This window comes from Enterocloster sp. OA13 (assembly GCF_022440595.1).
Lineage (GTDB): Bacteria > Bacillota > Clostridia > Lachnospirales > Lachnospiraceae > Enterocloster > Enterocloster hominis.
Window position 1 is genome coordinate 2,887,955 of record NZ_JAKNTF010000001.1, and the last position, 18,751, is coordinate 2,906,705.

The following is an 18,751-nucleotide window of genomic DNA, read 5'->3' on the forward strand; positions in this document are numbered from 1 at the left end:
GTCAAAACACACTTAAATCTTCCAGGAAGGCAGATTTTCAATTGCGTCAGCAGTCTTTCCGCTTTCCATCGTCACTTAAAAGTATACTACAGACATCAGAAAAGGACTATTAATTTTCCCTTGCAGAATTCTTAGGGTGTGTTTGAAAATTGCTTTCTGTCAGCCGTGCGTCCGCGTACCTGACAGCAGGGTTACCTTATAAACTCAACCCGGTCCACGGTTGCCGGATTAACCAGCACCTTAAACTCCTTAACCGTAGGCGTATGGTAAGAACTTATCTTCCTCTCCTTCAGCTCCTTCATGATCTGGTCCTTACAGTCCATGAACGTCACAAAATCATCGGAGATATAATAATAGTCAACCCAGGCAGTATCCCCCTCCCCGCATTCCAGATACGGTCTTATGGCCTTGGAATTATAGGTAAGCTGGAACCTCACTGTATTCTCCGGCACATCCGGGTCCTGGACCAGTTCCTTTTCGGATTGGGATTCCCCATAGTAATAGCCAATCCGAAACTTTTCTTCTTCCTTTGGTTCAAACGCATACTCAAAGGATTCCGTCTTCATCTCCACCGGACCTGCTTCCTTTTCCCCCATGTAAGCAAAGGTGGAGGCTTCATAGGCCGCGACTCCGGTTCCCAGTCCGGTAAGAAAAACACCACCGCAGAAAATACCTATCATGACTTTCTGTAAATTACGCATGCCTTACCTCCTTGGAAATCTTATTCATGCAGGTTTCTTCCTGATATCCACGCAATGATGCCTGCGGTCTATCTTCCGGCACGGGCGGTTCCTGCGGTCCTGCCTCCTCTTCCGGTTCAGGGTGCTCCTGCCGCCCGGCCTTTTCTTCCGAATCAGGGTACTCCTGCCGCCCGGCTTTCCCTTCCGGCCCCAGACGCTCCTGCGGTCCTGCCTTCCATTCCGGCTTAGGGCACTCCTGCCGCCCGGCCTTTTCTTCCGGCTCAGGGTGCTCCTGCCCGGCCTTTTCTTCCGGCCCCAAGCACTCCTGCCGCCCGGCCTTCTCTTCCAGTTCAGGCCACTCCCGCAGCCCGGCCTTCTTTTCCGGCTCAGGCCACTTCCGCAGCCCAACTTTCTCATCCGGCTCCAGACGCTCCCGCCGCCTGGCCTCCTCTTCCGGTCCAGACCGCTCCTGCCGCCCGTCTTTCCCTTCCGGCCCCAGACGCCCCTTCCGCCCGGCCCTCTCTTCCGGTTCAGACCGCTCCCGCCGCCCGGCCTTTTCTTCCGCCCCAGTCCGCACCTGCTCCCCGTCCTGCATCCTTATCCGCCCTGGCCTGGCCTGTTCCCAACAGCATTCCCGCCCTGTCCTCAGCCGCAACAGGCTGAAACACAGATATGTAACTGAACCAAAACATAAGATCGTTCCCAGACTGATTAACGTAATACCCAGCAGCGGATAACCATGAAACAGCCATACCACGGATGCGCCAAAGATAAATATCATGCACAGGGTGAAGGAGCCTCCAAGAAGCCCCAGGAATATCATGCAGATATTAAAACACCAGCGGATACACCACAGCGCCATCCAGACCAGAAACCGGAAACAGTGTCCTATGAATGAACCAATACCCTGTCCCACATCTCTGATACAGGTCCCGATTCCCAGCCTTAACAGGCCTCTGCCCCGGTCCGATCTGCAAACACCCATGTCCCTGTCAGCCTGCGCCCTTCTGACAAAACGTTTTATACCGCTCCCCTGGAGACGTCCGCCTTCCGGACGTGTATCCTCATCCTGTTTCCGGCTCCTTATCCTGTTTCTCCATGGCGCGGACAGGAACATCCATATGCGTCCCGCGCCCTGCCTGACTGTTCCGGCACAGATGCAGAAAAACCTTTTTACCCTCGTGCCGGTCCTTCCAAAAAAGCCGGACGCTGCCGCCCATGCCTGTTTCCCTTTTGCAGCAGCTGCTTGCGTATCCACCTTCCTCTTAACAGACGTTTGGCCCTGATATTCCGGATTCACATGGTATGCCTCAAGTATCCCACATGCAAGTTCCCGGATATCTCCAAAGTCCCGGATTGCCTCTTCTTCACTTAATCCATTTTCAATCTTCATGTCAATATGCTGGGTGTATTCCTCCAATATATCCTGCTGTTCCTTATCTTCAAGAATGGCAAGATATGTCCCCAGTTCCTCTAAAAATCCCTTCTTATTCATCCTTCTGCTCCTTTAAAAACCTGCACACCTGTTTCTGAAATTCATCCCATTCCTGCTCCAGCCGGTCCCTGTACAGGATTCCTGCCGCCGTGATATGATAATACTTCCGGGGCGGGCCCTCGGTTGATTCCCGCAGATATGTCTCAAAATACCGTTCATTGGTCAGACGCTTAAGCAGCGGGTAAATGGTACCCTCGTTCACATCAATGACCTTGGACACCTCCTCTACCAGCTCGTACCCATACATGTCCTTCTTCCTGACAGATTCCAGTACCACCAGCTCAAGGACTCCTTTTTTAAACTGTGGATTCATGGCCGTCCTCCTTTAGATACTATATTATACATACTACTATGTAATGTCAAGTACTATGAAAAACAAAATACTTAAATTTTCATTACGCCTGAGATAACTGTCATGGCTTGATTTCCATCCCTGCTTCTGTTATGATAAACCGCATGAAAGAATAGGTGATTACAATATGAATCTGCATTTTCAACCAATAACAGACAAGAACAGGGAAACCGCGCTTAAGCTGCGCATTTCCCCAAAACAGAAAGGCTATGTGGAGACGGTGGAGGAATGCCTGGCGGAGGCCGCACATAACAGGAACTGGAGGCCCGTTGGGATATACGACGGCAACGTCATGGTAGGTTTTGCCATGTACGGCTTCTTCTGGTGGCCATACCTCCCCTTTGGGCGCCTGTGGCTGGACCGCCTTCTCATTGATGAAACCTTCCAGGGAAAGGGGTATGGAAGTGCCGCCCTCTCCGGCCTCCTGAACCGCCTGAAGCAGGAATACCGATGCTCCAGGATCGATCTGAGCGTCATCAGGGAAAATACCACCGCCATCACCATGTATGAAAAGTCCGGCTTCCGGTTTAACGGCGAACGGGACATACACGGGGAGCATGTGATGGTATACCAAGTAAAAAAACAATGAGCAGGCAGCCCGCCGGGTCACCTGCTCCATCTATAATCATAGATTGATTCTTTCATTCCGATTGATTTTTTCATTCAGCTTTCTGTAAACCCGTTCACGCATCCACGGTTCCGTTGAAGCGAGGACGGCATCCCCAGGTAAGAACCATGCGACGCCGCTGTTCTCATCCTCTTTTATGTGCAGTCCTTCCCCCTCCTCCGCCTCCAGCAGATAGGTCACATTCAGATGCAGATGGGAGGGCACATAAGCGCCCTTTTTCACATGACCGTCCACCGTCAGGATTTCCAGCGAGTAAACCGCATCCGAAACAGGCCGCACCTGCTTAAGCCCGCTTTCCTCCTTCACTTCCCGGACAGCCACCTGTAAAAGATCCTGCACCCCGTCCGCATGGCCTCCCAGCCAGGACCAGGACTGATAGATGTTATGGTATGCCATCAGCACTTTGGTGCGCTGACGGTTTACAACCCAGGCCGACGCGGTCATATGCGCCATGGCATTGTCCCGTGTGAAGATATCCTTTTCTTCCTTCAGGCATCTGATAATGATGTTCCTGTCCCTTTCCTCCTGCTCATTAAAAGGACTGTATTCCTCTAATTGCCTTAACAGATCCATCATAGTCCCTCCAGCGGACCCACGATTTTCCCGGCCGCTGCACAGGCCGCGGCGGTTCTGGGTGACGCCAGGTAAATCTCCACCTTGGAAGTCCCCATGCGCCCCAGGAAATTGCGGTTATTGGTGGCAATGACCCGCTCCCCATCGCTGAGGATACCTCCGGTCCGCCCGCAGCACAGGCCGCAGCCAGGATGTGTGATGATTGCGCCTGCCTCCGCCAGGGTATCGATTGCCCCGCAGGCAATGGCCTCGTTATAAACCTTCCTGCTGGCCGGCGTCACTATCAGCTTCACATAGTCCGCCACCTGCCTGCCCTTTAATACCTCAGCCGCAGCCACCAAATCCTCCAGGCGCCCGTTGGTGCATGAGCCGATGAACACCTGGTCGATGGGCGTGCCTATAAGCTCACTGACCGGCTTGATTTTGTCCACCTGGGACGGACATGCCATCACAGGAACAAAGTCCTCTGCCCGATACACCATTGTCTTCATGTACGCGGCATCCGCATCGCCTATCAGGCTCTTCTGGTAATCGTCCAGTTTCACTTCACAGTATTCTTCCGTCTTGGCATCCGGTGTGAACAATGCACATTTGGCCCCGGCTTCAATGGCCATGTTGGCAATGGTCATACGGCTGGCAATGCTCATCTCCTCCACCGTTGTCCCGCTAAACTCCAGGGCACGGTAGGTTGCCCCGTCAGCCCCCAGGTCGCCAATCAGGCGCAGGATGATGTCCTTTGACATGACGCCCTCAGGCAGTTTTCCGTCTATGACCACCTTGATGGTTTCCGGAACCTTAATCCACATGGTACCGGTGCCCAGGATACTTGCCATCTCCGTATAACCGATACCAGAGGAAAATGCACCCACACATCCATAAGTGGTGGTATGGCTGTCCGTGCCGAACACCACGTCCCCCGGTTTCACATAACCGGCTTCCGTCATCAGCTGGTGGCAGATGCCATCGCTTCTGTGCACATGCTTCATCCCGTATCTGGCCGCAAACGCATCCCCTACACGGAAATGCCTGGTATCATCCAGCTGGCTGGCCGGGACCAGATGGTCGTAGATAAGGACCACCCTGTCCGGGTCCCAAAGCTTCTTAAATCCCATCTCTTCAAACTTATCCGCCACAAACGGAATGAAGATATCATGAATCATCACACGGTCCACATTCACCGTGACAATGTCCCCCGGCCTGACCTGGGCAGCGCCTGTATTATGTTTAATAATCTTTTCAATGATTGTATTTCCCATTGCAGTCTCCTTAATCCCCTTAATCCAGTCCGTTCAGTTTCCTCATGGCTTTCACCAGTCCGCCTGCATTGATGATATCCACCAGGTTCTGGGGCAGGGATGCAATCGGATACTGCCTTCCCTTATAGTCCACATGGTGATTCACTGTAACCGTTATGGGGTCCCCCTCCGTCATATCATCATACAGGTCCGGCTGCTCTATCAAAAGCAGGCCGTTATTAATGGAATTACGGAAAAATATCCTTGCAAATGACTTGGCAATCACACACCTGATTCCCAGTGCCTTGATAATCTCCGGCGCCTGCTCCCGGGAGGAGCCGCAGCCAAAGTTCTTACCTGCCACGATGATGTCCCCTTCCTCAATCTGCCCAGCCAGTTCCGGGCGCAGGGGACTGAATCCGTACTGCTTCATATCGTCAATTGTCTTAAGCGCCAGATACTCGGTTGGGATGATGATGTCCGTGTCAATGTCATCCCCCAGCACCCAGACTTTGCCTGTAAATGTCTCCATTTTTCTATTTCCTTTCCTGTGTTGCTGCCATCACAAATCCGGTTCCGGTTTACATACCAAGCCGCCCCCTGGTACTGGCCGTCTATCCGGCCTGGTATTGTTTGGTGATTCATTCCCGCCATCTGACGGAAAGCATTTTCAAACACATCCCAGGGCAATCTCCCCCGCAATGGCGGAAGCCGTCACTGTTGCCGCGGAACCGAGATACACCTTGGAGCTTGGATGGCCTGCGCGGCCCTTGAAGTTCCTGGTTCCGGTGCTGATCAGTACCTCATTTTCCCCAATCACGCCCTGGCAGCTTCCCCAGCACACACTGCAGTTGGGGTTCATCACAATGGCCCCTGACTCCATGAAAATGTCAATCAGGCCTTCCTTAAGCGCCTGCCTGTATACCTCAAGGCTTGCGGGAACCACCAGGAAACGTACGCTGTCAGCTACCTTTTTCCCCTTAAGTATAGCCGCGCCCACACGAAGCTCATCGATGCGCCCATTGTTGCAGGACCCTAAGAATGCCTCGTCAATCTTAACGCCGCAAACATCCTTTGCAGGCACCACATCATCCACAAAATCAGGCCTTGCAACCACCGGCTGGATTTGGGACAGATCAAAGGTATACTCCCGTGCATAGACAGCATCCGGGTCACTGGTATATACGGCCTTCGGTTCACGCCCCCGCTCCCTCAGATACCGGACAGCGGCTTCATCTGCCTCAAAAATCCCTGTCTTGGCCCCTGCTTCCACCGCCAGGTTGCATAGAACCATACGGTCATTGATGCTCAGCGTCTTAGCGCCTTCCCCGGTGAACTCCATTACCTGGTAATTACATCCATTGGCCCCAATCTCCCCAATGATGGTCAGCATCAGGTCCCTTGGATAGACGCCTTCCTGCAGGCGGCCCACCAGATTGAACTTCACTGTCTCAGGCACCAGCACCCAGGAAGTGCCGGTAACCATGCCGTAGAGAAAATCCGTGCATCCCACCCCGGTTCCGAAGGCGCCCAGCGCGCCGTACGTGCAGGTGTGGCTGTCCGCCCCGAATATCAGCTCGCCGGAACATACGTAATGCTCCATCATGATCTGATGGCAGACCCCCTTTCCTTCCCAGAAATCAATCCGGTTCTCCCTGGCAAAATCCCTCATCTTTTTCTGTGAGGCAGCTGTTTTTGGATTATCCGCAGGCACATTGTGGTCCACGATAAAAACCAGTTTCTTATGGTCCGCAATCCTGGGATGTTTCAATTTATTGTTGTACATGTCAACGGTCAGGTGGGTGGTTCCGTCATTGCTCATAAGACGGTCCAGGTTCACGGTATGGATATCCCCCGGCTTCACACTGTCCACCCCTGCCGCTGCTGCGATGATCTTCTCTGCAATCGTCATTCCCATGTCTACGCTTCCTCCTTGTTCAATGATGCAATCAGCCCGCCCTGATTCAGGATATTCTGCATATACTCAGGAAGTCTGGTACATGCATACTCCTTTCCATTGGCCCTTGCCACACCCTCGGACATGGACAGTTCCATGGTATCCCCGGTCTTCACTTCATCCGGAAGTTCCTTGCAGACAATCACGGGAAGCCCGATGTTGATGGAATTCCTATAAAATATCCTGGCAAACGACTTGGCAATCACAGCCTTGACCCCCAAAGCCTTGAGGACGCTGGGCGCCTGTTCCCTGGAGGAACCGCATCCAAAATTCTCGCCCCCCACCACGTAGTCCCCTTCCTTTACCTTCCTTGGAAAATCAGGGTCCAATGATTCAAATGTATGTACCTTCATCTCATCGATATTTGGCAATAAGAGATATTGTGAAGCAATGATCTGGTCCGTGTCCAGATCGTCATGAAATTTAAAAACAGTTCCGCCCGGCATAAGGTAATCCCTCCTGTTAAAAGTTATACTTGTTACTCATCTGCTTATCTATTCTACCACAGACTTTGCTATAATAATAATACATGATAAGAATAGGTACTATAGATACAGATTATGAAAGGGGACATCCACCCCCATAAATCCGCAAAAGATAAGGCATATATAGGAACATCCTGTCCTTATATGCCTTATCCATATATTCCTTCAGATAAACTTAGGAACAATACTGTCCATCAGGATTCTACTTTCAGACTTAACGCATTAAGAAATTTGATGATATCTGACTTTGCTCCGATTTTGCTTTTATGGGTTTCAATGTAATATCCATCATAAATAATAGGGGCAAAAAATGCCCTCCCGCTTATATGCTTTCCGTCTTTACTAATCAGATATCTTTTGCTCCCTGTTTTAAAAGGAACCAGCTGTTCGAACTCAATGTCATTTGCCGTAAGGTAATCAAACACATTCCGATAAAAAGATTTGACCGTATTCGCCTCTATCCTAAATCCATCGATGATTAAACTTATCTTATCTTCATCATTTACAATATCAATTTCACTTAACTGTTCTTGTGCTAAATCAATTTTTTGCTGAACTTTTTCCCTGATATCCTGAGGGACCGTACTATCATTAGCCACCTCATTCCCCAATATGTTCAGTTTCTGTCTAATGGCCTGCAAAAAATTGTTATCATTTTTGTAATAATCCGGAGAATAAAAATTTTCCGGTTTTTTGTACAGCACAAAAAAGAAAAGCAGGACAATCAGCACCGGAAAGCATATGACAAACCACACAAATATCATCTGAATATTGTTTGGAAGAAATTTCAATACCACGGTGCCAAACACTTCTGCCAAAGATGCAAAAATAGCGATTATCCCTAAAGGGTTCTGTTTATTATGATTCATGAGTAACTTTCCCGCTTTCATTGGTTATCATTCCACCCGTCACCGTCCCCTCCCGGTACACACAATACCTGGAGCGTCCCTCCTTCTTTGCCTGGTACAAAGCCTGGTCGCTGTGCTGGATGAGCAGGTCTATATCCATATCCCCGTCCTTTCCCTGGGCAATGCCTATGCTGGCTGATAAGGATTGCATTTCCCTGGATGCCTGGAACCGGGCATTAAGCTTATCAAGGAATTCCCCTGCTTCTTTTTCAAGCTGTTCCATGCTGCACTCACCGAGCCTTGCCACCAGGAACTCATCCCCTCCAAGCCTTGCCACAAAATCATCCGGGAAGGATTCCACAAGCATCCTGGCTGTACCTGTCAGCACCGCATCCCCCACCTTATGCCCGTATGTATCGTTCACCGCCTTAAACCAGTCCAAATCAATGTAAAGCAGGCTTACGGCCCTGTCCCCGCGGTTATGATTGATATACTGGTAAAAATACCTGCGGTTGTAAAGCCCTGTGAGGAAATCCGTATTGGAGCTGTGGAGGATCTGTTTTTCCAGGTTCCGCTCCACCGTCACATCCCGGAAGATGCAGAGCTTCCCCACTACATTGTGGAATATGTCATAGATGGAGCTTTCGTGGATTTCCAGCATTTTCCCAGTCCCGTCCGGCAGGGATACCCTGGCCTCCGCATATCCCTCGCTATTAACTGTGCGTGGTCCGTCAAAGGCATCCGCCAACCACTCCTCATAATCCTTTCCCAGGATCTGAATCTTACTTATCTGGAAATACTCCTCGAATTTTGCATTTGCATTCAGTATCCTGCCCCTGTTATTCCATAAGAGGATGGCATAAGGCATGCTTTGAAGCAGGATTTCGATTTCCGCGCTCATGTTGTGCAGGTCCGTCACATCATGGCCGATTCCGACCGTCCCAAGGACCGTCACACCGTCCCGGTCCATGATAGGTGTCTTATAGGTGCGCAGCTGCCGCATTCCCCTGGAACATTTGACCTCCTCGGTAAACTGCAGGGTACGCCGCGCCAGGATGACAGCATCCTCCGACTTTTTACAGGATTCCTCCCCATTTTCAAAGTCATCCGGTGAAACGCCCCAGATATAACAGTGGTCCCGTCCAACCACATCCTCCCGGTCCTTTCCCACCACGGAACAGAATGCACGGTTCACCTTGACATGTGTTCCGTCCATGGCCTTGAACCAGAGCATGTCCGGCAGGCTGTCAATGGCCGTGTCCAGGTATGTCCGGGTCATATACAGGTCATACTCAAGCTTAATCTGTTTCAGGATATGTTCCATCCGGATACGCACCCGCTCCTGCATGAGCGGGATGTCCCAGAACTCGTCCGCCGCCTCCATCTCGCTGGCGGCAAGACCGTCAATCATCCCCCGCTCCCCACAGTACACAAGAACCGCATCCTCCCTGCAATGTGAACGCAGCCCTGATGGAAGGATGCCGCTGCCCAGGTTCCAGATAACCACATGGCTGCCAGCAGCCCGCTCAGGCGAAAATTCCCCTGCTTGCGTAATTGTATGTGAAAAATGTTCCAGCGGGCAAAGACGGCGCATCACCCCGGCCAGCATTGAATCCCTGCTGAAAATCATGATTTGAAGCTTACATTGATACATTGTACCCCTCCCCCTGCAGACACCAGCCCCTGCTATAAGCCCCTGCTATAAATACAGCTTTTCAAACCCCGAAGCGCTGACCGGCCTTCCAAACAGATATCCCTGTATGTAATCCGGCTGTGTCTGCTTTACAATATCAAATTCTTCCTCTGTCTCCACACCTTCCACGCAGACCTTTAAACCGATGCTGTGGGCAAGCTTGATGATATACTCTAAAAAAATGTATTCATAGCTTCCCTGGTGGATACCTGTCACAAAACTGCGGTCCACCTTAAGCACGTTAGCCGGAAGTTCCTTGAGATGGCTCAGCGAGGAATATCCGGTGCCAAAATCATCAATTGCAATCCCATATCCCATGCCGCGCAGTTCCTCAAACTCCTGATTCAGGAAATGCAGGTTCGGCACCCAGCAGCTTTCCGTCAGTTCCAGAACCATCTGCCCCACAGGCAGGTCACCCCATTGTCCATCCTTCAGATATTCCAGCAGCGCATTGTCCTTTAACTGGATATATGAGACATTGACGCTCATGGAAAAGTCTTCTTTATACCTGCTCCATATCTGGAACTGCCTTGCACTCTCCTCCAGCACCCAGGCCCCTACCTGTGTTATGAGGCGGCTCTCCTCCAACAAGGGGATGAACTCCGAAGGCGGAACCTCCCCATGTTCCGGGGAATGCCACCGCAGCAATGCCTCCGCGCCAGTGACCGCCCCCGTCACCGCATCCACCTGTGGCTGGTAGAACAGTTCAAACTGGCTGAACCCATCCTTCACACAGGCGTGCAGGCTCTCCTGCAGCTCCATGTTCCTCAGCTTTTGTTGATACATTTCCTCGGAAAAGAAAACCAGCTGGTTCTTTCCGTTCATCTTGGCAATCTCAACTGCATTTTCCGCATTCCTGAACAGCTTCTGGTAGGTACTGGCATCATCTGGGAAAAAGCAGGCGCCTGCGGATAAGGAAATCAGTATCTGATGGCCTTCCACCGTAAAATGGCTGCCGATGAACATCTGGATATTCTCATAAATCCCCCGTACGGTCTCCCTTGTGCCGTCCTTCACCAGAAACACGAACTCATCCCCATCCAGACGGTAAAGACGGCATCCCTTGGGAAGCATGGCCGATATCAGTGTGGATAGAAGGTTAAGTGCCCGGTCCCCAAATGCATAACCGTACTTTTCATTGACATTCTTGAAGTCATCAATGTCCAGGACCACGATTACACCGTTGGCAGCTGTCTCCGTTCCCACAAGGGCCTTAATATCCTGTTCAAACTGGCTTCGGTTCATCAGGCCCGTGACATTATCAAATTTATTCTGTTTTCCGATATTGGAAATCCGGCCAATCATGAACAGCGGCCTTCCTGACCCATCTTTCTTTACGGTTCCCCGGCACGACACCCATATGACCCGGCCGGATTTATTACAGACCCGGTACTCCATGTCATGGTAGTCCTTAATACCGTCCTGAATCATCTGCATATCATTAAGCCACGGCTCCAGATCCTCCCTGACCATGATTCCCGACCATGAAGTGACAACATCCTGTTCAATCAGGCGGCTGATATCAAGGTCCTCATATGCATTATCCGATATGTAAAACGTCCCGTTCTGAATATCCCACATATAAAGATAGTCATCCGTGGTCTCGGAAAGCAGGTTCAGGAGGACATCCGCGGTAAACTTCTCATCTTTTATTATATCAGCCATGACAACCTCCAGAATAAGTATGGTTTATATTTTACCATGACCGGCTTTCAGTGTCCAGAAGCAGCAGATATTATTAAGGATTTTCTAATTTTTCTTACAGTTGGATCCACTATCTTTACTTTCATCCATGAAGTGGTTAAGATACAGCATTATAAGGAGGGATTCCTATATGATGTACTTTAAACATTTCCATTCATGGCTGACAGCATATGGAGGCGGCCTTGGGAAACTGGCCATTGCCAGCTGGCTGCTGACCAATACCATGTTCCTGCTGTGTAGCCGTGTCCCGTTCATGACCCTGGATTTTGTGAGACAGATATCCCTTGGGAGCTTTCTCGGCATCTGGCTTGGTATCTGCTTCTGCCTCACCATTCCCTGGCTGATATCGTCAGGCACCGGAAAAATACGTTTATCCCTGACATCCAGTATGGCCATGTACCTTGCAGCCCTGATGATCAAGGAAACATTCATATGATGACTGAGCGGATGGACAGATGGCTGACTTCCCGGCGGTTATGGATGATCCTGGGTGGAACGGCAGTGCTCTGGTTCCTGTTCACTGCCTCCATGACCATCCTGCGCTACCGCCTCAATTACTCGTCAGCTTATGATTTTGGAATATTTTCCCAGATGTATTATTACATGGACAAGGGCCTGACACCTCTGACCACCTGTGAGCGCGACGGGCTTCTGTCCCATTTTGCAGTGCACCTGTCCCCTATCTTTTATGTGCTCCTGCCCTTATATAAGCTGGTGCCGCGTCCGGAGACACTGCTGGTCCTTCAGGCGTTCATGGTCATAAGCGGGGTCATTCCCCTGTGTCTGCTGACCAGGGCTTTGGGCCTTACCCGTCTTAAAACGCTGTGCTTCGGTCTGGTGTACTGCGCCTATCCGGCGTTCATGGGAGGCTGTTTTTATGATTTCCATGAAAATAAATTCCTGGCAGTCATCATACTCTGGACCATGTACTTTCTGGAAACCGGACATTATAAATCCATGGCCTGCTCTGCTGCCCTGCTGCTTCTGGTTAAGGAGGATGCCCCGGTCTATGCGGCCTGCATCGGCCTTTATCTCTTTCTATATAAAAAGCAGTATCGGTACGGATTCCTGGTCTTCGCCGGTTCCTGCCTGTACTTCTGCATGGCCATCTGGTATATCAACCGGTTTGGGGACGGCGCCATGGTTAACCGGTTTGATAATTTCATATCTGACAAGCGGCTGGGCCTGGTCAGCATGTTCAAGACAATCCTGGTCAATCCGGCATATGTGCTGTCGCAGATAGCGGTAAGGGAAAAACTCATCTTCTTCCTTCAGATGCTGCTCCCCCTGGGATTCCTTCCGCTTATGACCAGGGACTGGCGGAAATGGACCCTTATCATCCCATTCGTGCTGATTAACCTGATGTCCAATTATAAATATCAGCATTCCATTTTCTTTCAGTATACATATGGTTCAGGCGCCTTGCTGATGTATCTGGCGGCAGTGAACTACCGTGACCTGATGGACATCCCCCAGCCGGCATGTCCAACGCCAGCATCTTCCCAGTCCCTGCCCAAGCCCCGCTCATCCCTGCCATCCTCCATCCTGTACTGCGGACTGGCCTGCGCCCTGATGATCACCGCCGTTGTCGTGTACAAAAAAACGTATTACATCGGCAGCTACGCCCAGGACCGGGAAAAAGCAGCAGAAGCAAGACTCCTGCTGTCAACCATCCCAGAGGATGCATCCGTCAAATCAACCACCTTCTTCATTCCCCAGCTGTCCGGCAGGGATGAAATCTATCTTGCGGACAGCAGGCATCCGGCTGATTATATCGTGTTGGACCAACGGCCTGGATATGAAAAGGATTCCCAGGACCTGATGGCTGATTACCTTTTACAGGGATATGTGGTCCAGGGGGAGGTGGACGGGTATGTGGCCGTGCTGGGACCTGCCGTGCCCTCCCACTGAATCCATATTGACTGTAACCACAATCCGTGATATGATTTGTTCATCTTTTCAGGGCAACTCATTTGCCCCTTATCAATTCATATTTGTATCACATGCCGGCAGGGTCGCTGGCGGTTTCACAGGATTGGCAATGGATACAGGCAGCGGATTCTTGCATTTTACATGTATGCCCGGTATAATAATATCAGATAAAAATGTCCCCATTCCATTGCATTCAGAACATATTCAAACAGGAAAGGCAGGAAAATGGGACAGAGGGATATCTCGCAGGTGCGGTATTTTGAGGACAACCAGCGCTATGCTGATTTAATCAACGGGTTTGTGATACGCTGTACCAAGGTACCATAATGCGTAGATAGCGGGACAAAGGATAGCGGGTGCCGTCATCTACGCATTATTTCTTCCATGGGAATGAAGTCAGATTTCCACATCCAGCACATCATCCAGATTTATCCTTGTGTTCACCACCTGCAGCATCCTGCTGTTCCTGTCAAACCGCGCAACCATTCCCGTCACCTTCAGATATTCGCCCTTATGGAAATACACCACGCTTATGATCCTGCCTGGTATGATTTCCCGCATCTTCTGATTCAGTTCCTCTGCCATGTCATCGGACAGCACAATCTTAGGCACAACCACCCGTTCCTTTTCCGCCAGGGCCTCCGGCAGGCCCTTTAGCGCCGCAAATGGAAGGAACTGTTTGGCCCTGTCAGCCACAGCCATCTTAGCCCTTGGTCTACTCGCCACTTTTATGACCTCCTATCTGGCGGTTCCTCTCCTTCATGGTTGACGCATCCTGCAGGTTCATGCCCTTAAGGATTGCATTCTTGCCAAACTTTTTCTTGATATCCAGCATGGCCGTCTGCAGCTTCCTGTTGCGTTCCAGCTCCTCTGCATCAGCAAACAGGCTGTACTGACTGTATTCCTCTTCTACCACATGATTGACGGAAATGTTAATCCGGTGTACCGGCAGTCTTGGGTTTACAATCCGCTCATACAGAGCGGTCACGGCCGGTATCAAAACCATATCCGCATTGGTCTGCGCATCCAGGGAGGCGGTTCCCCTGGACGGCTCTGCTTCTGCGCGTTTGGAATATCCCACATACAGGGTCACGGAATTGGAAACCAGGTTCTTTTCCACCATCTCAAGACACAGCAGGTCCATCATCTCCTTGACAATCAGCTCCCCATCCTCAAAGCTGTAATCACAGCCCAGGACCTGCCCACAGGTAAGACAATTAGTCTTGGCTTTATAAGACTTGATATCCCCAATGGTCACAGGCTCCCTGCCCCATGCATGGTCAATCAGAAGTTCCGCATCCACGCCGAACAGCTTATATAAGAAGTCCTCATCCATGGCCGCCAGGCCGCCCATGGTATGGATGCCATAGCGTTCCAGCTTACCGGCAATGCCCTTGCCGATTCTCCAGAAATCCGTCAATGGCTTATGGTCCCACAATGTTTTCCTATATATCTCCTCATCCAGATAACCGATGCAGTCCGCTGCATGCTTGGCCGTGATATCCAGTGCAATCTTTGCCAGATACAGGTTGGTCCCGATGCCGCAGGTTGCAGGAATACCGAACTGCCTCGTGATGTCCGCCATGATGGACTGCCCCAATTCCCTGGCCGTGATATGGTAAAGGGGCAGGTAATTGGTCACATCCATGAATGCCTCATCAATGGAATACACATGGATATCCTCCTTGGAGATATACTTCAGGTAAATGCCGTAAATCTCCGCAGCATACTCAACATACAGCTTCATCCGCGGCTCTGCCATGATATAGTCCACACTCTTTGGAATCTCGAATACGCGGCACCTGTTATGGATTCCGAGGGCTTTCATGGCCGGGGATATGGCAAGGCAGATGGTCTTTTCCGTGCGTTCAGGGTCAGCCACCACCAGTCTGGTTGTCATGGGGTCCAGCCCACGCTCCGCGCACTCCACAGAAGCATAAAAAGATTTTAAATCAATGACAAGATAGGTGTGCTGCTCCATTCCATCCCTCCTCTACCACGGAAATATATCCTTATTATAATTATACAGCGGCGCCATGAAAACTGCAATCCATTTATCGAACATCTGTTCTTTTGATATTTCATATCATCTCACAAGTCCATCCAAAAAAGCTTCCAGCCTTTTTGCAGGAACCAGCAGGCCATCCTTGGAGCCGATGAAATGTTTTCCGGACCGGTAACTGGGCACTGCATCCAGACGGTTGGTTTCCCAGGCATACCGGTTCCCTTCCACCAATTGTTTCCTGTAATGACCTGCACCAACCATCTTTTGGAAATCCACCGGATCAACCCGGCACCGGGAAGCCATCTGAGAAAGGATATCCATGGAGGAAATATCCATCCCCCTGTCAAAAACCGCCTCGTAAGCCAGGGCATGGTACCTCCAAAGGTCCCCCTGATGCTCCTGTATATAATACATGCCCTGTATGGCCTTATCACTGTGCACCGGTGATGGTTCCGGGCGGGGATGGGACTCGCAGGGCCGCCATACCAGTTCAATCTGAGGATAACGTCCCAGAAGGTTTAAAAGATTTTTATGCCCACGGTAACAGTATGGGCATGCATAATCAAAAAACAACTCAAGTTTTACCATTTCCATCATTTCTCAGACTCCCTTCAGCTTCCATTCCTTTATTCCCATCGTCTTCCCTGTCTTCCATTAAATGCTTCCTGTAATACAAGGGCGTACACCCCATATACCGGCAGAATGTATTGGAAAAATGGCTGCTTCCCGAAAACCCCACGGCCAGCGCAATCTCCAGCACGCTTTTGTCAGAATGGGCCAGCATATACTCACCCATCCGCACCCGGTAGGAAATAAGATAATCCACAGGCGACTGGGAAAGGACCTCCTTAAAATCACGGCAGCACTCACTGACACTTACATTGGCTGCCCGGGCAATATCCTCCAGCCGCAGCCTGCCTGCATACTCCTTATGTATGTATTCCAGGCAGCAGCGGACACGCTGGTATCTGGAATCATGGACGGAAGGACATGGCTCCTGTTTCATATCAAGATTCTCAAACAGTATAAGCCCTGCCTGCTGTACCAGGATCTGCAGTTTCCACAGATATCCCCTGGGACGGCTGCAATCACACTGGTACATCTCATGGATACAGGCCAGCACCCCTGCATGCCAGGGACTTGTCCCGTCCAGGAAGAAGAAATCTGTTTCCGGCCGGAACAGGGCGGATATGTATTGTTCCTCAATCAACCCGCCGGAAAGGCCATGGAGCAGATAACTGTCCGCCAATACCGCACAGTAGATACTTCCATGCTGGCGATGGTAAGGGGACACCATATGAAGCATATTGGAGGGGACAAGACCGCCCTGGCCGGAACCAATCACATACGTGCTGACGCCGGTCTGGAATTCTATGGTTCCTTCCAGGACATAGACAAATTCCAGTTCCTTATGCCAGTGCCATGGAATAAACCGGTTGGGATACAGGTCCAGATTGTCAAGGTACACTTCCATGGGAAATGCCGGAGAGCCGTGGCAGGTTATCTCCTCCAGATTGCCATTCACTTCAAGATAATTCAGCTGCATGGATATCCTCCTGTCCCTTCAGGGATCTCTTACATACCTTACATACTTAATATAACCGGATACCTTGTTTCCTGCAAGGCCGTATATCATCCTTCCAGGAAACCGTATGTAACATCCCTGAATCACATATTGACATGATTCTGTTATTTTTAGATACTATTATAATAGAATACGCCATCATATTCTATTATAATATAAAAAAGAGCAGAATTACCAGAAAAATTCAGTAAAGATGAAATGACCATGCGATGATGATTTGAAAAGTGAGATGATGATTTTGAAAGTTGACTACATTACACTCCAGACCCTGTATCCAGATAAGATGAAGGATTTCTATGTGAGGTATTTTGGGGCCGAAGCCAATGCAGACACCGTTGGCACTGACAGTTCAGACTCAATGTATATCCTCTCCTTCCGGGGCGGTTTTAAGATTAAGCTGGCCCCGGCAGGACAAACCTTATCCGCTCCCTCACCACAGCCGGCCCCATCCCAGCTTAATCCTGTCTGCCTGGCCTTCAGGCTGGGAAGCAGGAAACGGGTAAACACCCTGACCAGCCAGCTGATACTGGAAGGACACGAGATACTAAGTGAACCCCAGCTATCGGCTCCCGCACATTACAGCAGCTGTATCTTTGACCCGGAGGGCAATATCGTGGAACTCATTTCCTAATTGTCTTCATTATGAGAGATACGCAATCAGCTGCCGCCGGCCATGAATACGCCGTGTGGCAGCTGATTCTGATTGTGTTGAAAAAGGGTGTTCTTTGCACTAATCGGATACATCCGGCGGACTTTTTAAGGCAGATGGCAGAGTGGATTTCCCAACACAGCCCGGACATCATTCCGTCACAACCACATAACTGGCTGTCCCAAAGCATCCATTCTCCTCCAGATGTTCCTCATCCCATTCAGCCACCAGTTCATACACCCTGCTCACTTTAAACTCCGGCATCAGTGCGTCCTCATAGACCGCGCTGGACAACGGGCTGGCGTCCGTCCCTTCCATATCCTCAATGGAATACTCGTAAACCGTCAGACGGTCAGGCTGTATTGTGAAGGAAACAGCGTAACTTACAGTATTCTGTCCATTATACCGGGGAAGCTTCAGGGTTTCCTTATCCTTTGCCTCGAACAGCGGATGGGCGCCACAGGCAACTGCCCCTGTCATCCCATCCCCGCCGGGATAATTCCACTGATAGTTGCCTGATGTGACCTCAAACTCATTCATGGTGCCGGAAAGGATATCGGAAAGCTTCATGGCAGGCGGTTCCTGCCCCACATTTCCCACTTGGACAGAAGGATTCCCGCCGCTTTCAGCCTTGCATCCCGCAGAGCCTGTAATGACAGCCAGTACGGCTATGGAGACATACAGTACCCTGATATATTTCCCATATCCTTCTTTGGAATATCTGTCTTTGGAATATCCTTCTTTGGAATATCTGTCTTTGGAATATCTGTCTTTGAAGTGCCTGTCCTTGTAACACCTGTCCTTGAAATTCCTGCCTTTGAAATTCCTATCCTTGCAATATGCCCTCATATCCCCATCCTTTCCGCAAACCGATATATACATGTCAGCCCTGCAGTTTTTCCTGACCGCTTAAAGGTGTAATTGTTTCAA

Annotated in this window: 20 protein-coding genes; 4 read left to right on the top strand and 16 right to left on the bottom strand. The window is 50.4% G+C overall.

The window, feature by feature from the left end; all coding sequences use genetic code 11:
- Nucleotides 1-191: 191 nt before the first annotated feature.
- From MCJ35_RS12775 to MCJ35_RS12785, 3 genes are read right to left on the bottom strand one after another with little or no spacing between them, the layout of a single operon-like run.
- Entirely contained in the window at nt 192-701 is a 510-nt protein-coding gene (locus MCJ35_RS12775) for a hypothetical protein (protein WP_008717041.1), read from the bottom strand.
- Nucleotides 694-2,175, bottom strand: coding sequence for a DUF1700 domain-containing protein (locus MCJ35_RS12780; RefSeq protein ID WP_240299509.1), 1,482 nt, complete (start codon nt 2,173-2,175; stop codon nt 694-696). The genes MCJ35_RS12775 and MCJ35_RS12780 overlap by 8 nt, the downstream gene beginning before the upstream one ends.
- Nucleotides 2,168-2,488 (bottom strand): PadR family transcriptional regulator, encoded by a 321-nt coding sequence (locus tag MCJ35_RS12785; protein ID WP_008717044.1) that lies wholly within the window; start codon nt 2,486-2,488, stop codon nt 2,168-2,170. Before MCJ35_RS12785 ends, MCJ35_RS12780 begins: the two co-directional genes overlap by 8 nt.
- A 166-nt stretch (nt 2,489-2,654) precedes the next feature.
- Between MCJ35_RS12785 and MCJ35_RS12790 the strand changes: the two genes are divergently transcribed.
- Entirely contained in the window at nt 2,655-3,116 is a 462-nt protein-coding gene (locus MCJ35_RS12790) for a GNAT family N-acetyltransferase (protein ID WP_025486883.1), read from the top strand.
- Nucleotides 3,117-3,152: 36 nt separating this feature from the next.
- On the opposite strand, the gene MCJ35_RS12795 is transcribed toward MCJ35_RS12790, so the two are convergent.
- The 8 genes from MCJ35_RS12795 to MCJ35_RS12830 form a co-directional block, all read right to left on the bottom strand.
- Entirely contained in the window at nt 3,153-3,728 is a 576-nt protein-coding gene (locus tag MCJ35_RS12795) for an NUDIX hydrolase (RefSeq protein WP_025486882.1), read from the bottom strand.
- The gene (locus MCJ35_RS12800; protein ID WP_025486881.1) at nt 3,728-4,984 is read right to left on the bottom strand and encodes a 3-isopropylmalate dehydratase large subunit; all 1,257 of its coding nucleotides are present in this window, start codon (nt 4,982-4,984) and stop codon (nt 3,728-3,730) included. Before MCJ35_RS12800 ends, MCJ35_RS12795 begins: the two co-directional genes overlap by 1 nt.
- Nucleotides 4,985-5,003: 19 nt before the next feature.
- A complete protein-coding gene (locus tag MCJ35_RS12805; protein ID WP_008717052.1) occupies nt 5,004-5,495 on the bottom strand; it encodes a LeuD/DmdB family oxidoreductase small subunit in 492 nt (163 codons plus the stop codon).
- A gap of 138 nt (nt 5,496-5,633) precedes the next feature.
- Nucleotides 5,634-6,881 carry a 3-isopropylmalate dehydratase large subunit gene (locus MCJ35_RS12810; RefSeq protein WP_008717054.1) on the bottom strand — a complete coding sequence of 416 codons (1,248 nt, stop codon included), beginning with the start codon at nt 6,879-6,881 and terminating at the stop codon, nt 5,634-5,636.
- A gap of 2 nt (nt 6,882-6,883) precedes the next feature.
- Nucleotides 6,884-7,366: a LeuD/DmdB family oxidoreductase small subunit gene (locus tag MCJ35_RS12815; RefSeq protein ID WP_025486880.1), complete on the bottom strand. Its 483-nt coding sequence runs from the start codon at nt 7,364-7,366 to the stop codon at nt 6,884-6,886.
- Between the two features lie 233 nt (nt 7,367-7,599).
- Nucleotides 7,600-8,274, bottom strand: coding sequence for a hypothetical protein (locus MCJ35_RS12820; protein ID WP_025486879.1), 675 nt, complete (start codon nt 8,272-8,274; stop codon nt 7,600-7,602).
- On the bottom strand, nt 8,264-9,907 hold the full coding sequence (locus MCJ35_RS12825; protein ID WP_025486878.1) for a sensor domain-containing diguanylate cyclase: 1,644 nt from the start codon (nt 9,905-9,907) through the stop codon (nt 8,264-8,266). The genes MCJ35_RS12820 and MCJ35_RS12825 overlap by 11 nt, the downstream gene beginning before the upstream one ends.
- A gap of 45 nt (nt 9,908-9,952) precedes the next feature.
- Nucleotides 9,953-11,611 carry a bifunctional diguanylate cyclase/phosphodiesterase gene (locus tag MCJ35_RS12830; protein ID WP_025486877.1) on the bottom strand — a complete coding sequence of 553 codons (1,659 nt, stop codon included), beginning with the start codon at nt 11,609-11,611 and terminating at the stop codon, nt 9,953-9,955.
- Between the two features lie 169 nt (nt 11,612-11,780).
- On the opposite strand from MCJ35_RS12830, the gene MCJ35_RS12835 reads away from it, so the two are divergent.
- Both MCJ35_RS12835 and MCJ35_RS12840 read left to right on the top strand, forming a co-directional pair.
- The gene (locus tag MCJ35_RS12835) at nt 11,781-12,086 is read left to right on the top strand and encodes a hypothetical protein (protein ID WP_025486876.1); all 306 of its coding nucleotides are present in this window, start codon (nt 11,781-11,783) and stop codon (nt 12,084-12,086) included.
- The gene (locus tag MCJ35_RS12840) at nt 12,086-13,561 is read left to right on the top strand and encodes a DUF2079 domain-containing protein (protein WP_025486875.1); all 1,476 of its coding nucleotides are present in this window, start codon (nt 12,086-12,088) and stop codon (nt 13,559-13,561) included. The genes MCJ35_RS12835 and MCJ35_RS12840 overlap by 1 nt, the downstream gene beginning before the upstream one ends.
- A 417-nt stretch (nt 13,562-13,978) precedes the next feature.
- On the opposite strand, the gene MCJ35_RS12845 is transcribed toward MCJ35_RS12840, so the two are convergent.
- The 4 genes from MCJ35_RS12845 to MCJ35_RS12860 form a co-directional block, all read right to left on the bottom strand.
- Nucleotides 13,979-14,308: a YolD-like family protein gene (locus MCJ35_RS12845; protein ID WP_008717070.1), complete on the bottom strand. Its 330-nt coding sequence runs from the start codon at nt 14,306-14,308 to the stop codon at nt 13,979-13,981.
- Nucleotides 14,298-15,563: a Y-family DNA polymerase gene (locus MCJ35_RS12850; protein ID WP_025486874.1), complete on the bottom strand. Its 1,266-nt coding sequence runs from the start codon at nt 15,561-15,563 to the stop codon at nt 14,298-14,300. Before MCJ35_RS12850 ends, MCJ35_RS12845 begins: the two co-directional genes overlap by 11 nt.
- Nucleotides 15,564-15,668: 105 nt before the next feature.
- Nucleotides 15,669-16,184 carry a DsbA family oxidoreductase gene (locus tag MCJ35_RS12855; protein ID WP_051400709.1) on the bottom strand — a complete coding sequence of 172 codons (516 nt, stop codon included), beginning with the start codon at nt 16,182-16,184 and terminating at the stop codon, nt 15,669-15,671.
- Nucleotides 16,162-17,133: a helix-turn-helix domain-containing protein gene (locus tag MCJ35_RS12860; protein WP_008717073.1), complete on the bottom strand. Its 972-nt coding sequence runs from the start codon at nt 17,131-17,133 to the stop codon at nt 16,162-16,164. The genes MCJ35_RS12855 and MCJ35_RS12860 overlap by 23 nt, the downstream gene beginning before the upstream one ends.
- Before the next feature lie 271 nt (nt 17,134-17,404).
- On the opposite strand from MCJ35_RS12860, the gene MCJ35_RS12865 reads away from it, so the two are divergent.
- Nucleotides 17,405-17,803 (top strand): VOC family protein, encoded by a 399-nt coding sequence (locus MCJ35_RS12865; protein ID WP_025486872.1) that lies wholly within the window; start codon nt 17,405-17,407, stop codon nt 17,801-17,803.
- A gap of 168 nt (nt 17,804-17,971) precedes the next feature.
- Here the strand turns inward: MCJ35_RS12865 and MCJ35_RS12870 are convergent, their stop codons facing one another.
- Nucleotides 17,972-18,670 carry a hypothetical protein gene (locus tag MCJ35_RS12870; RefSeq protein WP_155858512.1) on the bottom strand — a complete coding sequence of 233 codons (699 nt, stop codon included), beginning with the start codon at nt 18,668-18,670 and terminating at the stop codon, nt 17,972-17,974.
- Nucleotides 18,671-18,751: the final 81 nt, after the last annotated feature.

Coding starts and splice junctions, on each gene's coding strand:
- MCJ35_RS12815 (WP_025486880.1), bottom strand. CDS start 7,366: ATGCCGGGCGGAACTGTTTTTAAATTTCATGACGATCTGGACACGGAC.
- MCJ35_RS12835 (WP_025486876.1), top strand. CDS start 11,781: ATGATGTACTTTAAACATTTCCATTCATGGCTGACAGCATATGGAGGC.
- MCJ35_RS12775 (WP_008717041.1), bottom strand. CDS start 701: ATGCGTAATTTACAGAAAGTCATGATAGGTATTTTCTGCGGTGGTGTT.
- MCJ35_RS12790 (WP_025486883.1), top strand. CDS start 2,655: ATGAATCTGCATTTTCAACCAATAACAGACAAGAACAGGGAAACCGCG.
- MCJ35_RS12820 (WP_025486879.1), bottom strand. CDS start 8,274: ATGAATCATAATAAACAGAACCCTTTAGGGATAATCGCTATTTTTGCA.
- MCJ35_RS12865 (WP_025486872.1), top strand. CDS start 17,405: ATGATTTTGAAAGTTGACTACATTACACTCCAGACCCTGTATCCAGAT.
- MCJ35_RS12855 (WP_051400709.1), bottom strand. CDS start 16,184: ATGATGGAAATGGTAAAACTTGAGTTGTTTTTTGATTATGCATGCCCA.
- MCJ35_RS12850 (WP_025486874.1), bottom strand. CDS start 15,563: ATGGAGCAGCACACCTATCTTGTCATTGATTTAAAATCTTTTTATGCT.
- MCJ35_RS12870 (WP_155858512.1), bottom strand. CDS start 18,670: ATGAGGGCATATTGCAAGGATAGGAATTTCAAAGGCAGGAATTTCAAG.
- MCJ35_RS12825 (WP_025486878.1), bottom strand. CDS start 9,907: ATGTATCAATGTAAGCTTCAAATCATGATTTTCAGCAGGGATTCAATG.
- MCJ35_RS12795 (WP_025486882.1), bottom strand. CDS start 3,728: ATGGATCTGTTAAGGCAATTAGAGGAATACAGTCCTTTTAATGAGCAG.
- MCJ35_RS12810 (WP_008717054.1), bottom strand. CDS start 6,881: ATGGGAATGACGATTGCAGAGAAGATCATCGCAGCAGCGGCAGGGGTG.
- MCJ35_RS12805 (WP_008717052.1), bottom strand. CDS start 5,495: ATGGAGACATTTACAGGCAAAGTCTGGGTGCTGGGGGATGACATTGAC.
- MCJ35_RS12800 (WP_025486881.1), bottom strand. CDS start 4,984: ATGGGAAATACAATCATTGAAAAGATTATTAAACATAATACAGGCGCT.
- MCJ35_RS12860 (WP_008717073.1), bottom strand. CDS start 17,133: ATGCAGCTGAATTATCTTGAAGTGAATGGCAATCTGGAGGAGATAACC.
- MCJ35_RS12840 (WP_025486875.1), top strand. CDS start 12,086: ATGACTGAGCGGATGGACAGATGGCTGACTTCCCGGCGGTTATGGATG.
- MCJ35_RS12780 (WP_240299509.1), bottom strand. CDS start 2,175: ATGAATAAGAAGGGATTTTTAGAGGAACTGGGGACATATCTTGCCATT.
- MCJ35_RS12785 (WP_008717044.1), bottom strand. CDS start 2,488: ATGAATCCACAGTTTAAAAAAGGAGTCCTTGAGCTGGTGGTACTGGAA.
- MCJ35_RS12830 (WP_025486877.1), bottom strand. CDS start 11,611: ATGGCTGATATAATAAAAGATGAGAAGTTTACCGCGGATGTCCTCCTG.